Annotated in this window: 16 protein-coding genes and 1 pseudogene; 8 read left to right on the top strand and 9 right to left on the bottom strand. The window is 69.8% G+C overall.

Features of this window, described 5'->3' with window-relative positions:
• Positions 1-492: 492 nt before the first annotated feature.
• Complete coding sequence (gene fusA, locus ACFYQA_RS27490; RefSeq protein WP_388923308.1) at positions 493-2,589, bottom strand: elongation factor G; 2,097 nt, start codon at positions 2,587-2,589, stop codon at positions 493-495.
• A gap of 844 nt (positions 2,590-3,433) precedes the next feature.
• Here fusA and ACFYQA_RS27495 point away from each other — a divergent pair.
• Positions 3,434-4,552: a PASTA domain-containing protein gene (locus ACFYQA_RS27495; protein ID WP_388923150.1), complete on the top strand. Its 1,119-nt coding sequence runs from the start codon at positions 3,434-3,436 to the stop codon at positions 4,550-4,552.
• A gap of 201 nt (positions 4,553-4,753) precedes the next feature.
• Here ACFYQA_RS27495 and ACFYQA_RS27500 read toward each other — a convergent pair whose 3' ends face one another.
• Positions 4,754-5,449, bottom strand: coding sequence for an alpha/beta fold hydrolase (locus ACFYQA_RS27500; RefSeq protein ID WP_386399640.1), 696 nt, complete (start codon positions 5,447-5,449; stop codon positions 4,754-4,756).
• Positions 5,450-5,525: 76 nt separating this feature from the next.
• On the opposite strand from ACFYQA_RS27500, the gene ACFYQA_RS27505 reads away from it, so the two are divergent.
• Together ACFYQA_RS27505 and ACFYQA_RS27510 are read left to right on the top strand one after the other, a co-directional pair.
• Positions 5,526-6,167 carry a TetR/AcrR family transcriptional regulator gene (locus ACFYQA_RS27505; RefSeq protein ID WP_388923153.1) on the top strand — a complete coding sequence of 214 codons (642 nt, stop codon included), beginning with the start codon at positions 5,526-5,528 and terminating at the stop codon, positions 6,165-6,167.
• Between the two features lie 32 nt (positions 6,168-6,199).
• Positions 6,200-6,337: pseudogene (locus tag ACFYQA_RS27510) on the top strand (FAD binding domain-containing protein); the annotation flags it as partial.
• Here ACFYQA_RS27510 and ACFYQA_RS27515 read toward each other — a convergent pair.
• Both ACFYQA_RS27515 and ACFYQA_RS27520 read right to left on the bottom strand, forming a co-directional pair.
• On the bottom strand, positions 6,325-6,927 hold the full coding sequence (locus ACFYQA_RS27515) for a hypothetical protein (protein ID WP_388923156.1): 603 nt from the start codon (positions 6,925-6,927) through the stop codon (positions 6,325-6,327). The pseudogene ACFYQA_RS27510 and the gene ACFYQA_RS27515 overlap by 13 nt on opposite strands.
• Positions 6,924-7,115, bottom strand: a complete 192-nt coding sequence (locus tag ACFYQA_RS27520; RefSeq protein ID WP_388923159.1) for a hypothetical protein — start codon at positions 7,113-7,115, stop codon at positions 6,924-6,926. Before ACFYQA_RS27520 ends, ACFYQA_RS27515 begins: the two co-directional genes overlap by 4 nt.
• On the opposite strand from ACFYQA_RS27520, the gene ACFYQA_RS27525 reads away from it, so the two are divergent.
• From ACFYQA_RS27525 to ACFYQA_RS27540, 4 genes are all read left to right on the top strand, one after another.
• A complete protein-coding gene (locus tag ACFYQA_RS27525) occupies positions 7,110-7,358 on the top strand; it encodes an ATP-binding protein (protein WP_388923161.1) in 249 nt (82 codons plus the stop codon). The two genes, ACFYQA_RS27520 and ACFYQA_RS27525, sit on opposite strands and share 6 nt — an antisense overlap.
• A 91-nt stretch (positions 7,359-7,449) precedes the next feature.
• On the top strand, positions 7,450-7,764 hold the full coding sequence (locus ACFYQA_RS27530; protein WP_388923164.1) for a hypothetical protein: 315 nt from the start codon (positions 7,450-7,452) through the stop codon (positions 7,762-7,764).
• Complete coding sequence (locus ACFYQA_RS27535) at positions 7,761-8,156, top strand: hypothetical protein (RefSeq protein WP_388923167.1); 396 nt, start codon at positions 7,761-7,763, stop codon at positions 8,154-8,156. The genes ACFYQA_RS27530 and ACFYQA_RS27535 overlap by 4 nt, the downstream gene beginning before the upstream one ends.
• Positions 8,157-8,520: 364 nt before the next feature.
• Positions 8,521-9,732, top strand: coding sequence for a globin domain-containing protein (locus tag ACFYQA_RS27540; protein ID WP_388923170.1), 1,212 nt, complete (start codon positions 8,521-8,523; stop codon positions 9,730-9,732).
• A gap of 394 nt (positions 9,733-10,126) precedes the next feature.
• Here the strand turns inward: ACFYQA_RS27540 and ACFYQA_RS27545 are convergent, their stop codons facing one another.
• Both ACFYQA_RS27545 and ACFYQA_RS27550 read right to left on the bottom strand, forming a co-directional pair.
• A complete protein-coding gene (locus ACFYQA_RS27545; RefSeq protein ID WP_388923173.1) occupies positions 10,127-10,417 on the bottom strand; it encodes a hypothetical protein in 291 nt (96 codons plus the stop codon).
• A 58-nt stretch (positions 10,418-10,475) separates the two neighbouring features.
• Positions 10,476-11,804 carry a PASTA domain-containing protein gene (locus ACFYQA_RS27550; protein WP_388923176.1) on the bottom strand — a complete coding sequence of 443 codons (1,329 nt, stop codon included), beginning with the start codon at positions 11,802-11,804 and terminating at the stop codon, positions 10,476-10,478.
• 206 nt (positions 11,805-12,010) lie between these two features.
• Between ACFYQA_RS27550 and ACFYQA_RS27555 the strand changes: the two genes are divergently transcribed.
• Entirely contained in the window at positions 12,011-12,421 is a 411-nt protein-coding gene (locus tag ACFYQA_RS27555; protein WP_388923179.1) for a hypothetical protein, read from the top strand.
• Positions 12,422-12,631: 210 nt separating this feature from the next.
• Here the strand turns inward: ACFYQA_RS27555 and ACFYQA_RS27560 are convergent, their stop codons facing one another.
• The 3 genes from ACFYQA_RS27560 to ACFYQA_RS27570 form a co-directional block, all read right to left on the bottom strand.
• Complete coding sequence (locus tag ACFYQA_RS27560) at positions 12,632-13,219, bottom strand: hypothetical protein (protein ID WP_388923182.1); 588 nt, start codon at positions 13,217-13,219, stop codon at positions 12,632-12,634.
• Between the two features lie 90 nt (positions 13,220-13,309).
• The gene (locus ACFYQA_RS27565) at positions 13,310-13,495 is read right to left on the bottom strand and encodes a DUF397 domain-containing protein (RefSeq protein WP_388923184.1); all 186 of its coding nucleotides are present in this window, start codon (positions 13,493-13,495) and stop codon (positions 13,310-13,312) included.
• On the bottom strand, positions 13,492-14,355 hold the full coding sequence (locus ACFYQA_RS27570; protein ID WP_388923187.1) for a Scr1 family TA system antitoxin-like transcriptional regulator: 864 nt from the start codon (positions 14,353-14,355) through the stop codon (positions 13,492-13,494). Before ACFYQA_RS27570 ends, ACFYQA_RS27565 begins: the two co-directional genes overlap by 4 nt.
• Positions 14,356-14,482 lie beyond the last annotated feature (127 nt).

Genomic DNA, 14,482 nt, shown 5'->3' on the forward strand with positions numbered 1-14,482 from the left:
GAGGTACAACACCAGGCGCAGGCACTCCAGGAACGGACAGCTCAGCCCCGTCGCCTACGAGAAGCAGTCGGCTAACATGACACTCGCCGCATAACGACACGAACTGGTGTCCACTTCTCGGGGGGAACCCCCGGTCTCGGTCGTGGCTGCGGTGGGGGTGTTCCCCGGGCTTCCGCTCCTCCGTAAGTGAACTCCGTCTGCTGCGTAGCCGTCATGAGGCCGACTCGACCGGGGCCGGATCAGGTGGCTTGCCCGAAGCCCGCCCAGGTCAAGTCCTGCTCGCGCAGCGCGGTGAAGTCCACGTTCATGGGGGCTCCCCCCGACACGGTTCGGGAAGCGGTCCGGCACCTGCTCGATGCGGTCGGGCTTGGCCTCGCGTTCGGGGTCGGGGGATTCCTTCCATGCCTTGGTGCGCCGCCGACGGTGGCCCCTTCCGCGTGTGGGTACGGGAGGGGCCACCGCCCTGTCCGCGAACACGGGCCGACGTTGCGACTACTGTGCCCGGACGGGTGCCGGTGCGTAGCCGGTGGGCCGGGTGGTGAAGGTGCCGCGGCCCTGGGTGCGGCTGCGCAGGCGGGTCGCGTAGCCGAACAGTTCGGCCAGCGGGACCGTCGCGGTGACAACGGTCCCGCCCGGCCGGGTGGCCGAGCCGGTCACCCGGCCGCGGCGCGCGGCCAGATCTCCGAGCACCCCGCCCACCGCGTCCTCGGGCACGGTGACGGTGACCTCGACCACCGGTTCCAGCACCACCATCGCGCAGGCCCGCAGGGCGTCCCGCAGACCGAACCGGCCCGCCGTGCGGAACGCCGTGTCCGACGAGTCCTTCACATGGGTCGCCCCGTCGGTGAGCGTGACACGCAGACCGGTCACCGGATGACCGCCCAACGGCCCCTCGGCCAGGGCGTCCCGGCAGCCGGCCTCGACCGCACGGACGTACTCCCGCGGCACGCGCCCGCCGACGACGGCCGAGCGGAACTCGAACCCGAACCCGGACCCGGACCCGGAGTCCGGTGTGCCCAGCGGCTCGACGTCGAGCACGACATGGGCGAACTGCCCCGCCCCGCCGTCCTGTTTGACGTGCCGGTACACGAACCCGGACACCCCACGTCCGACGGTCTCCCGGTAACTGACCCGGGGACGCCCGACGTTGACGCCCAGCCCGTGATCGAGCCGGATCTTCTCCACCGCGACCTCCAGGTGCAGCTCACCCATGCCGGACAGCACCGTCTGCCCGGTCTCCGCATCGGTCCGCGCCACCAGCGAGGGGTCCTCTTCGACGAGCCGCGCAAGTGCCGACGCCAGGCGTCCGGTGTCCGTACCCCGGAGCGCCTCGAGCGCGACGGAGACGACGGGCTCGGCGACCCCAGGAGGTTCCAGGACCAGCGGGGCGGACGGCGCGCACAGGGTGGAGCCGGCGCGGGCCGACTTCAGTCCGACGACGGCGACGATGTCCCCGGCGACCGCGCGGTCCAGCGGGGCGTGCCGGTCTGCCTGGACCCGCAGGATGCGGCCGATGCGCTCGGTGCGGCCTGCGGTCGCGTCCCACACGGTGTCTCCCTTCTCGATCGTTCCCGAGTACAGGCGCAGGTAGGTCAGCCGCCCGGTGGCCGTGGCGTTCACCTTGAACGCGAGGGCGGCGAGGGGTACCGCCGGGTCGGCGACCCGTTCCCGCTCATCGCCGTCGCCGTCGTCGTCGCCGTCGTCGCCATCGTGCGTCCCGCGGACGGGCGGCACATCGAGCGGCGACGGCAGGTAGGCGATGACGGCGTCCAGCAGCGGTTCGACCCCGCGGTTGCGGTAGGCCGAGCCGCACAGCACGACAACTCCCTCACCGCTGCGGGTCAGGTCGCGCAGGGCGGCGGCGAGGGTGCCGATGCCGAGCGATCCCGTGGCGCAGAACTCCTCCAGTGCTCCCGGGTGCAGCTCGGCGACGGCTTCTTCCAGGAGCCGGCGCCGACGGTTCGCCTCCTCTCGCAGGTCGTCCGGCACGGGGCCTTCGTGGGCGGCCGCGGCAGCGGCAACGCCGTCGCCGGTCCAGGTCAGGGCGCGCAGGCGCACCAGGTCGACGACGCCGATGAAGGCGTCCTCGACACCGATGGGCAGCTGCACGACCAGCGGCACCGGGTGCAGCCGCTCGCGGATCGAGGCGACGGCGGCGTCCAGCTCGGCACCGGCACGGTCCATCTTGTTGACGAACGCGATACGCGGCACACCGTGCCGGTCGGCCTGCCGCCACACCGACTCGCTCTGCGGTTCCACGCCTGCGACCGCGTCGAACACCGCGACCGCGCCGTCGAGGACCCGCAGCGAGCGCTCGACCTCGTCGGCGAAGTCGACGTGCCCGGGGGTGTCGATCAGGTTGATCCGATGACCGTCCCAGGCGCAGCTGACGGCAGCGGCGAAGATCGTGATGCCCCGGTCGCGCTCCTGCGGATCGAAGTCGGTGACGGTGGTGCCGTCATGGACCTCGCCGCGCTTGTGCGTGGTGCCGGTCGCATACAGGATCCGCTCGGTGACGGTGGTCTTGCCGGCGTCGACGTGGGCGAGAATGCCGAGGTTGCGGACGGCGGCGAGGGGGTTGGTGTGCATCGGGTTGCGCATGGCCTGTGGCCTCTCGGTGCTCTGTGACAGGGCAGCGCGATTCCCGGACGAGACGAACGGAGTGCGGGCAGGCGAACGCCCGGGACGCAAACGCGTCCAAGACCCGAACCGTCAGCTGTGTCGTCTTGTCACGACATCCGGCGCCGGCCGCGCAGCGGGCACCGGACAGCCGAAGACACCAGGATCACCATGGACCGCGAGGAGGACCAGGAGGCCCCGCAGAACCGGGAGGACCGGGAGGACCGGGAGGACCGGGAGGACCGGGAGGACCGGGAACGGGGAGCGACAACAGCGGCGCGGACACGCACGGCCGGACTCCCCTCACTGGTCACGGATACGCGGCCTCCGTACGAGGCGCCGCGCTTGCTGATTGTCGAGTGTAAAGAGGGTCGGAGAACTAGGCCACGGCTTTTCCAGCAACGCACGAGGCCGCCACAGAGGTCAGCCGAGAGGCCGATCGGATCGGCACGGGCTTCGGGGTCGGGGCGGGTACGCGTACCAGCCGGCCGACTCCGGCAACGAGGCGGGCGAGGGCTGGGGAATCGCGGACAGTTGTGCCGTCGGGGAAAACACCCAGAACGGCTAAAAAGACACTCGTACAACCCACCCAACAAGCCCGTACGGTGACGCACCGTACGGGGGTGATGCACCGATGAGCCGCACCCTCGACACGCCGTCGCGGTGCCTCCCGGATCGCGCCTTCCCCAGCGCACCGGCAACGCGTCGAGTCATTCGCGTAACGGCAGCGAAGCAGCGGCTGTTGAACGTCCTGCGCACGGACATGAGATCCGGGCCCGACCCAACAATCCACACCGGAGAACGAGAGCGCCCCGTGAACCCGTACAGCACCACCTCACCCCCGCCCCGGCCCTGGTGGAAGACCACCCCCGCCCTGCTCGGCCTCCTGGCCCTGGTAGCTCTGATCGGGGCACTGAGCATCGGGCTCGGCCTTCTCGTGATGATCGCCGCCATGGTGGCGGTGTGGGTCCTGCCCGCATGGCGCTGGTACGCCCGGCTCGGGGCCACGGTCGGCGCGTTCTTCCTGCTGCTGATCAGCGCAGGCGTGAGCGGGCAGCTCGACAACAGTGGGACCGGCAAGTCCGAGGCCAGGGAGCAGGACGCGAAGCCCGCGGACGTCGCGAACGCCGGAGGCACGCCGTCCCCGGACGCGTCCAACACTCCTGAGGTCGCCGACTACACCGGCAAGCCACTGGACGAGGCCGAGAAGCGGGCACGTGCGGCAGGACTCACCCCTGGTCGTCACGACGCCGCCGATGAGGACCGCGCGATCATCATGCGGTCCGGATGGACGGTGTGCTTCCAGAAGGCCGACACCACGGCGAAGTCCATCGATTTCGCCGCCGTCAAGACCGGCGAGCCCTGCCCCGAGAAGGACGGCGGCCCGCTCCCGTGGCCGGCGATGCCGGACCTCGTCGGCGACACCTACACCACAGCCGTCGAGGAGCTGGCCCAGGCCGGCATCGACCTCGACCGCGTCACGCTCGACGACGTCTACCTCGACATCGACGCGCCCACGGCCGAAGAGGCCGCCGAGGAAGGCGATGAGTGGCGGGTGTGCTTCCAGGCCCCTGACGAGGACACCAAGGTCACCTCCTCGACCACGGTCCGCCTCGACCTCGGCAAGTGGACCGACGCCGACCCCGTACAGGACTGTCCGTCGGCGAAGGACACGACGTACAAGATTCCCGCCAACGACCCCGACTACAACAACAGTGACAGTGACAGTGACGACAACAGCACCACCGGGGTCGGCGGCTCGGCCGACGACAACTCCTCGTCGTCCGGCGGCTCCACCGGCGGCAGCGGCAGTGCCGGCGTCGTCCACCCGGGCTCGTACTGCTCCCCGCCCGGAGCGACCGGTGTCACCAAGAAGGGAACCCCGATGGTCTGCGGCCCCGGCTCGGACGGCCGCGACCGCTGGCACTCCTGACCCCCCGTACGCACCCGAGCGCCCGGCCGGCCCGCAGCCCCGGCCGGGCGCTGCTCGCCCCGACCGCACACGGGGCCCTCATTCCGCACACGGCGGACGACACCCGCAAGGTGCAGACCGCGGTCATCGGCCGGGCCGACTCGGACCGGCCCGTGTTCCTGCCGTACGACCATGACCACTTCGCCCTCTCCGCGACTGCCGTCACAGGCTCAGCAGCAGGTCCCGGACCGTGACGGGCTGGGACAGGAACGGGTGGTGGCCGGCGTCGAGCTCGACGACGCTGCCGGCCCGGCGGGCGAACTCGCGCTGCAGCCGCGGCGGGGTGCCCCGGTCCTGGGCGCAGACGAGGTACGTCGAGGGCACCTGCTGCCATGCGGCCGCCCCGACCGGCTGCCCGGTCACCTGCACGCTCTGCCGGGCGAGGTGATCCGCCGCCTGCGCCTGGACCTCGGGGTCGCAGTCCTGCAGGAACGTGTCCACGAGCAGCTCGGGGCGAACCCCGAAGGTGCCGGCGTCGGGGTCGACGTCGAGGAACGGGGCGGGGCTGCCGTCCCCGAACTCCGACAGGCTCTGCCCGACCTCGGGCAGGTAGCTGGAGACCATCACCAGGTGGCGTACCGACCCGACGCCCGCGGCGGCTTCCGCGGTGACGATGCCGCCGTAGCTGTGGGCGACCACAACGGTCGGCTCGTCGCCGTCCAGCAGCACCTGCCGCACCGCCGCGACGTCCTCGGACAGCCCCGGACCGCCGGCGCCTCCGGGCAGGCCCGCCTCGCCGCAGCTCGGCAGCGCCGGGGCCACGCTCGGCACCCCTCGCTCCTGCAGCAGCTCGGCGGTGCGGTGCCACCACCACGACCCGTCCCGCACGCACGCCCCATGCACGAACACGACCCTCATCGCTACCTCCACGTCTGCCTTGACTGCCTTTCGGCCAACGGTAGACGTAGCCGCCGTTACGGGAAAAGATGTCGACATGGGCAGACGACCGCAGCCGCACATCAAGGACAGGCTGCTCGACGCCTGCGCCGATTACGCCCTCGCGCACGGCCTCCCGGACCGGCTCGAGCCGCTGGCCACCGCCACCGGTACCTCGGCACGCATGCTGATCTATCACTTCGGCACCCGCGACGCCCTGTTGCGGGCCGTTCTCGGGCACGCGCGCCAACGCCAGCTCGACACATTCGGCGACCTCCTGCGGGTGCGACCCGATGAGCCCTACACCGCCACCCTGGATCGCGCCTGGACCTCGATCACCGGCTCGGACGGGCGGCCGTACCTGCAGATGTTCGGTCAGCTGCGCGAGAGCGCAGCGCAACAGTTGTGGCCCGACTTTCGGCGCACCGCCACGACCGACTGGCTCGGGCCGCTCGAGGACGGCCTGCGCAGCATCGGCCGGCCGGAGCTGGCGACGCTCGTCCTCGCCGTCATCCGTGGTCTCCTCATGGACCTCGACGCCACCGCCGACACCACCCGCACCGACCGGGCCTTCCGCGACTTCCTCGACTTCCTCGCCGCAGTCGAGCACCTGCCCAGCGGCGACGGCTCAGCCGCCCACCGCTCCCAGGCACCCGACGGCAGCAGCACGACCAGCACCGACACGGCGTCGGGCACGTAGTTCTGCATCGCCTACCGATCGCCTGAGGTCACATCTCGCGGGCACTGGAGCCGAGTGCCTCCCCGCAGCTGCGGAACATGGCCACCATCGGTGGCAACATCATGCAGCGCACCCGCCGCACGTATTTCCGTGACGTGAGCGCCGCCTGCGACAGTTCTCAGGTCGGCAGCCGCCGGCAAGGCCCGGCCGGGTCTCCCCACCAGACGGTCTGGTCCCACTCGGTGACGGTCATGCCGAACGCGGTCCGGTCGGGCGAGCCCGCCTTCTGCCACGCGTCGAGCGCGTCCTCGAGCTGGTCCCACAAGCGCAAGGGCCCGTCCTGGTGGACCGTCCAGCCAATGCCGTCGGGCTCGGTCCATGCCTGCGAGCCGGTTGCCGCGTCGACCAGGGCGAGGCTTCCCCCCGTACGAACCAACTCGGCTGACGGCGCCCCGAGCTGCGCGACGAAGAGCCCGGTCAAGTCGTCCAGCAGGTCCGGGCTCACCCATGAGTCTCGCGTGCTGCCCGGATGGGCGTAGAACGTGGGGCGAGGCGGCCGCTCGTGCGGCCGGGCGAGCATGTACGACGCCTGGTCGGTCACGAACCGGCCGTGCGCGGTTCCTTTGTCATCGAGGACGAGCCGGATCAGGCCGGATCCCAGCATCCAGCCGCTGAGCGTCGTGACGATGCTGCCGCCCTCGCGGAGCTGCCACAGCCACAACGGGGGGATGGTGCGTACGACGCACGTCGCGATCACCCGGAGGAAGGTGCTGCTGGTCATCGGCGGTCCCTGTCGGGGTGCTGGAGCTGGTCGGCGAGGGCTGCGGTGATCCGGTCGGTGACGGGATCGGGGAACCATGCGAACTGGCCGTTCGGATTGCACTCGTACCAGTGCCACCGTCCGGCGGCGTCGAGCCCGAAGTCGAAGGCGCCGTAGACCAGGCCGAACGCGTCGAGGTAGTGGTGCACGGCCGGGTCCAGGGCCGCGACTTCCGTCTCGCCCTCACCCACGACCCGGTCGCCGGCGTCCTCCGCGTCGCGGTCACGGACGCCCGCGGGGGCCGGCTCCCCTCCCCCGCGACGGACACCGCCACGCCGCTGCATGACGAGTCGGGCCGTGGCCTGCTCATCGTCATCGCCCTCGCCGACCGCTGGGGCACGGAGCCGTATCCGCCCAGCGGCAAGACCGTCTGGGCCGAGTGCGTTTCCTGAACGGCTGATCATGTCCACCGACGTACTCGATGGGGTGAGGTCGTCGTCGCTCGGGTCTCCCACCAGGAACTGGAGCAGTATGGTCGACGGTATGGCAACCAAGAAGTACACCGTCACGCTTCCCGAGGAGCTGGCCGAGGCCGTCCGGGCCGAGGTGGGTCACGGCGGGTTCAGCCGCTATGTCACGCAGGCCATAGAGCGCCGACGGGAGCAGGAACGGCTCGGCGAGCTCGTTGACTGGTTGGAGACGGAATACGGCCCCGTCACCGAGGAGGAACTGGCCACCGCCGAGGCCGAACGCCGGCAGATCGAGCACGCCCATGCGGAGCGGGTCCGCGCGGAGCGTGTCACCGAGCAGCAGGAGACCGGACAGGCCAAGGCCCATCAGGAGCGGGACGTCGCATGAAGAACGCCGTCCATCTACTCGACTCCGAGGGCCTGTCCCAGACCGTGCGTGGGGCCACCGCCATGAAAGGCCGCCTCAAGGCGGCCCAGCTCGCCGGCGTCCGCGTGATGACCACGTCGATGACCTTGATCGAGGCGTACGACGTGCGAACCTATCTCCCGGCGTGGCACTGGGCGCTCTCCCGGGTCCACGTCGAGCCGGTGACCGAGGACATCGCCCAGGAGGCGATCGGCCTGCTCAAGGAGGCCGGTCTGCACGGTCACAAGTACGCCATCGACGCGGCCCTGGCCGCCGTCGCCCTGCGCCAGCCGGGGCCGGTCACCGTCTTCACCTCCGACGAGGACGACCTGCGCAAACTGTGCGGGGACCGCGTGGTCGTCATGGGTCTGTAGATCAAAGGGGGTGGAGATCTGCGATGGACTCAGGGACTGACTGAAGCAAGGCTCCCACCGCTCCGCTCCGCGCCGTGTACGGGGTCGGGCCCAAGACAGTCTGGAGTGCCCCCTCAGGTCCCGACACTTCCGTTCTGTGCCTCGAGCCCCACCTGCACGGGCAGCGGCGGCCCCGCGACAGGGGCGGGGCCGCGGCCTGCTCGTCGTCACTGCCCTCGCCGGCCTCTGAGGCTCGCGCGATCACATCGTCATCACGGGCAGACTCACGGCAACCCGTTCCAGCCGAGTCCACAGGCTGTGTCGCTCCGGAGGTGACGGGTACCTGGAGCGGGCCAGGAGTCCCCGCCCCCCGGAGGGAAACCGCATGCTCTCCGACACGTCCCGTCCCGTCATCACCGCCACGCTCCCTGTGGTCGCCGACCACATCGGTGAGATCGCCCAGCGTTTCTACCGGCACATGTTCTCCGCGCATCCCGAACTCCTCGACGGCGTCTTCAACCGCGGCAACCAGGCGCACGGCCATCAGCAGCGGGCCCTGGCCGGCTCGGTGGCGGCGTTCGCGACGACTCTGGCGGAGACACCGGAGCGGGTGCCGGAGCAGCTGCTGAGCCGGATCGCCCACAAGCACGCCTCGCTCGGTATCCGCCCGGACCAGTACCAGATCGTCCACGACCACCTGATGTGGGCGATCGGCGACGTCCTGGGCGATGCGGTCACGGAGGAGGTGGCCGCGGCCTGGGACGAGGTGTACTGGCTGATGGCCAACGCCCTGATCAACCAGGAGCGCGGCCTCTACAGCGCCCGCGGGGTCCGGCCGGAGACGGTCTGGCGGGACTGGCGGGTGGAACGGAAGATCAAGGAGACCGACGAGGTGGTCACCTTCGTGGTCAAGCGGAACGACGACCGCCTGGTGAAGACCTCACTGCCGGGCCAGTACGTCACCGTCCGGATGCGGATGCCCGACGGGAAGCTCCAGCCGCGCCAGTACAGCCTGACCCGCGCCGACGACGGCGAGCACCGCCAGTTCTCGGTGAAGCGGGTGCGCGGCGAGGACGGCGACCCCGACGGCGAGATGTCGGCGCTGCTGCACGACTCCGTCGAGGTGGGCGACCTCCTGACGCTGTCGCTGCCGTACGGCGACGTGGTGCTCGACGACTCGGGACGGCCGGTGGTGTTCGCCAGCGCGGGCATCGGGATCTCCCCCATGGCGGGCATGCTGTCGCACCTGGTCGCGGCCGACTCCGGACTGTCGCTCACCGTTCTCCACGCCGACCTCGACGAGGCGTCCCTCCCGCTGCGGCGGCAAGTGGTCAACGACGTACTGGCGCTGCGGGACGCGCGGATGTACCTCTGGTACGAGAAGGACGCGCACAGCCTCGAACCGGTGGCCGGCGTCTTCGAGGGACAGATGGACCTGACCGCCGTCGACGTCCCCGACGACGCCCTCTACTACCTGTGCGGGCCGCTGCCCTTCATGCAGGCCGTACGAAGCCGGCTGATCGAGCAGGGGGTCGCCCCGCGCGACATCCAGTACGAGGTCTTCGGCCCCGACCTGTGGCAGGCCGACCTGGACTGACCGCCACTGCCACGCCATCACGGCCACGCCCCTTCCGCCGGTTCCGGCGGGAGGACGTGTCAGCAGGTTCGGGCCTCACCGGGGGACGCCGTCGAGCGCTGTGCGGCAGAATTGACGGCTCACGACTCCACGCGACTCGGGGCCGGCCCAGCTCTCTACCGAACCCGGAACGGTTCAGTTCCTTCAAGGCGGTACCAACAAGGCATCCCCGGCGGGGCGTTCGCCGGCGGCGTCGGACGGGTACGCCCGCCCATACTACATCTGAGCGGCCCTCACTCATGACCGGCTGCGCGGTGCCGCCGACCTGGCGCTCGGCCTGCCCCGTCAGCGACCCTCGACACCACTCGCGGCGAGGACGGGCTGGACGCATCGGTCGGGGCGCGTTGGACGTTGCTTACACGCCCGGCTGCCTGTCCTTCTGCGAGATGGCGCGTACTGCCGGGACGAGGCCACCGCCTGCGCCTCCCCCGCCCATCCGGGCGGCACGGCCCGCAACGCCCTCCCCGGCATCGACGCGGCGACGGCCGCCCGCCTCCTGGAGCGGGGCGCCCTGGTCAACGGCGAGCCGCTCGCCGAGTTCCGCATCGCGATCGGCACGGCACGAACGGTATGGGCGGACGTCGATGGCGGTACGGCGGCGGGCGGCGCTCACCCGGGCGGGGCGCTTGGATCCGGTGGTGCTCACGAGAGCATTTTCCCCTCTCTCGCAGTGCCGCAGTACGGGGCCGGGAGTTGTTCCGCGGTCACCCGGAGTTGTATCCCCACCGGGCGTTGCCGTCCTTGCCCATGAAGCACTTCGCGGGCCGCCCGTCGGTGGTCGTCGCGAAGGCACCGACGGGGGAACAGTACTGACCGAACTGGACGCCGGGCCGGCTCCCGGTGCCGCCGGTGCTACCGCCCGAGGTGCCGGAGGAACCCCCGCTGGAGGAACCGCCGCCGGACGAGCCGCCACTGTTGCTGCCGCCTGTGGTGCCGCCGCCCGAGCTGGTGCCGTACGAAGGCTGGGGTCGCGGCTCGGGCTCGGGATTGGGCTTCGGCTTCGGCTTCGGCTTCGGGCTGGGTTCGGTGCAGGGGTCGCTGGGGCCGATCAGCCACAGGTCGATCTGTGTCCCGGTCGAGACCTCGGTGTCGGGCTCCGGCTGTTGCCGGCACACCTGCCAGTCGGTCAGGTCCTGCAGCCCGTCGTACAGACGCTTGCCGGTGTGGGCATGGAAGTAGATCACGTGCTCGAGGCCGAGGTCGCCGAGAGCGCGGGAAGCATCGTCGACCTGCTCGCCGACGAGGTCCGGCATGACGATCCGGCGGGGGCCGTGCAGCCGGGTCGGACACTCCTCCTGCTCCGGAACTGCGTACAGGGTCAGCGTCCTGGCTGATGGACGGACCGTCTCATCATGGGACGGGCTCTGGAAGCAGACCTGCCAGCCGGTTGTAGTGGTCTTCACAGGCCGTTGGTCAGAGGAGGCATCGGCTGCCGACATCGCCTGCCACGGATGCCGGCCGACCGACGCAGCCGCTGTGGCGAGAGAGGTCCCCTTGAAGTCGGGAACAGCCAGAGCGGTTTCAGGCTTCTGGGCCACGGTCTCCTTCTCGCTGGAGCCCGGGCCCAGAACGGCGAAGAGGGCTCCGAACACGGCTGCGATCATGAACACAGGGTGTCGGCTTATCCAGGTGGAGAGCCGCATTCCGCGGCCGGGGCGCAAGGGGGAGCCGAGGGGCAGGATTTCGCCCATGGCCATGAGGAGCTCGCCCCTCGGGTCGAGTTTCGAGCCCCACAGCTTGTACGGATGCCCGAGGACGAGGACATCGACGGAGTCGGACATGCCGTAGGTGCGGCGGAGGATCCGCAGGGGCGCGGGGACGCGGATCGCTATGGGCTTCAGGATGTTCCGCAGAAGGATGAGGCCGTCCCTCGCGAGCACGACACAACCCCAACCGTTGCGGTAGATGGCCAGGACGTCTTCCTGTGGTCCCAGTTCTCCCAGCAGCACCTTCGCCTGTTCGTCGGACAGGGAGATGCTCTCACCAGCGGCGGCTCTGGCGGTGCGCCGGTCCATGGCCAGCAGATCGGACAACGGTTCTCCAGCCCTTTCGACGAGTTCTTTGGACGTGTCGAGCTGTGAGCCCCGGAGGCCGGTACGCCGCCCCCTCACAGAGACACGTCCCGCGCCGCCGGACGCCGTGCGGGAGGCACTGCGCGACAGTTACCGACATATGGAGATGTTAACGGCTACCGCTCCAGGCCCCGACACCAGGAGGAGTCACCGAAGACACTCGCGACTTGCGCCGATTCCCCGGAGTCATCCTGCTCGTCGCCGGCACGCGACCTCGACCCATACCGTCGGACGGACGCCCCGCGGCCCACATTGGCAAGGCGTCCGTCCGACGGCGACTGTCGCAGGTCGAACTGGTCACGCAGCAGAGCTACATGGAGCCGGAGTGTGCGGCCGTCCAGGAGGGTTTCCAGGACCTGGACTCCGTCGTGGTTGAGGAGCTGCCGCAGGACGGCCGCGAAACCGTCGCCCCGCGTCGGCGGCAGCCCTACGCGCTGGGCGAGGGCGGCGACCGGGAGGGCGCCCGCGTCGACGAGTGTCGCGAGCGCCTTCCTGATCTGTTCCTGTGGCGCCTTGTGGGCCAGGAGCCCGAGTTGGGAGTTGGGCCTGGTAGGTCTCCGAGGCGAGGATCCCGTTGACCAGAGTCTCGTCCGGGGAGACCAGGGTGGGAGTGACGAGCGTGTCGTCGCCGCCCGCCGTGCCGGTTACCGGGAAGAGCGTCTCGTGGTTCTCCGGCAGCTCGGGCTGCCTCTTCTTCGGCCCGCGCGAGAGCAACGGCGAGTTCTGCATCACACCGACACAGGCGATAAGAGCCGCCCGGCTGGTGACACAGTCGGGCAAACCGCCCGTCACGTGGCGTCGTAAGCCAGTTCCGCCAAGGCGAGCGCCTGCTTCAGGGTCACTTCGTCACGAATCTGAATGTTCACCCTGTAGCGATAATTTCCCTTGGTGAGCGGATAGGCGTCCGGTGCCAGCTCCGCGATCTCGTCACTGTGCTGCAGACGAAAGTTGACCACGCCCGTCGACGCGAAGACATAGGCGAAGCCACCGTACTGGCTGCCCTTGCGGCGAAGCCTGAGATAGCCCGTGTAGTCGAGCGGATCACCCTCCTGCCACGTCTTACGCTTGATGCCGTGGACTCCGACGCTCTCCCAAGCCCCGGCTTCCGCCATGAAGTCGATGAACTGCTGAGCAGCCGGATTCAAGGCGAGCTGCTCCTTCACCGTCTCCTGGCCCTCCGCAGCGACTCCCGGCACGTCGCCGTCGATGAGCCATCCGAAGTCGACGTCGTCATCGCTGTCGGGGTCGGCGACCACCCGAGGCACCCGGCGCGCGGTGTCGACCGTGCCGGGCCACTGCTGGACAAGCTCGCGGACCACCTCGGACGCGTCAAACTCCTGCGGCGTGCCCTCGAAGCAGAAATAGGTGAGCTTCACGGGTCCCCCTCCCGTTGCACAAAACGTGTTGGAGCGGACACCCTACGCCCGGCAACGGACGCAACGGCACCGCCGCCTGCACTCGTACGGTCAGACCTCGGCCGCGAACGTCACGAACTGGGCCCAGCCGTCCCGGCCCACGGCGAAGCACGGACGCGTGAGGTCCTTGGAGTCCCGTACATGGATGGCCTGCTCGCTGGCGGCGACCTCCACACAACTGTCACCCTGTGCGCTGCTGTAGCTGGACTTGAACCAGCGGAGTTCGGACGTGCTCATAGCGCTCCTCGAATCCGTTTCAGCAGGCCCACGGAGTCGTTCGGGGAGAGGGCCTGCGAACGCAGTCTTGCATAGCGCGCATGCAGTCGGCTGACCTGTTTCGAGTCAGTGATCAGCCGACCGTTCTCCTGGCCTTCCGAGTATCCGCGCCAAGTGCCATCGGGCGTTTCCAGCAGTTGGATCGACCCCGCCATGCACGCATGGAACTCGGCGTCCGCAGGCATGATCTGCAGAGTTACGTTCCTCGGCGCAACCGTCCGCAGGACGTGGTCAATCAGGTCGCTGGTCACCTCGGCACCCCCGAGACGTCGCACGAACATCGACTCCTCAACGATGAAGTCGAAGGTCGTATTGGGGTACTCCACCAGAAGGTGCTGCCGTTCCAAACGCGCCTGCACCGTGGCTTCCAAGTCCTCGTCCGACATGGGCGGGATGTCGTTGTCGCACAAGGCCCGCATGTACCCAACTGACTGCAACAGCCCAGGCACCAGCCGGCACTCGTACGTCCACAAGCTCACCGCCCGCCGCTCCAGCCTCGCCCACTGCCGGAACCAAGCCGCCAGCCCCGCCTCCCCCCGCGTCAGGAACCGTGCCGAGTTTCGCAGCGCCCCCGTGTCGCCCAGGGCCTCCTCCGCGCGCTCCACGAACGACAGGTCCGGCATCCGCCGCCCCAACTCCACCGACTCCACAGTGTGCTTGGAGAACCGCACGATCTCCCCGAACTGCGCCCGGCTCAGCCCCGCGTGCTCACGCAACGCCTGGACGACGGCCCCGAACGTCCGCAGACTGTCCGACGGGTCCGGTTCCCGCTCACACTCCCCGCCCGGCACCGCCGGTCCGGCATGATCAGTCGTCGTCATGAGGCCACCTCCAGATGCGTGCACCCGCGCCAAGTCCCCGCGATCAAGGGAATCCAGAGTGGCCGACTTGAATTCGTACTGTCCACCGAACGCATCCGTACGCTGACTCAGCGTACGGAAGAGGTGA

This window comes from Streptomyces sp. NPDC005774 (genome assembly GCF_042871645.1).
In the GTDB taxonomy this organism is placed as follows: domain Bacteria; phylum Actinomycetota; class Actinomycetes; order Streptomycetales; family Streptomycetaceae; genus Streptomyces; species Streptomyces pratens.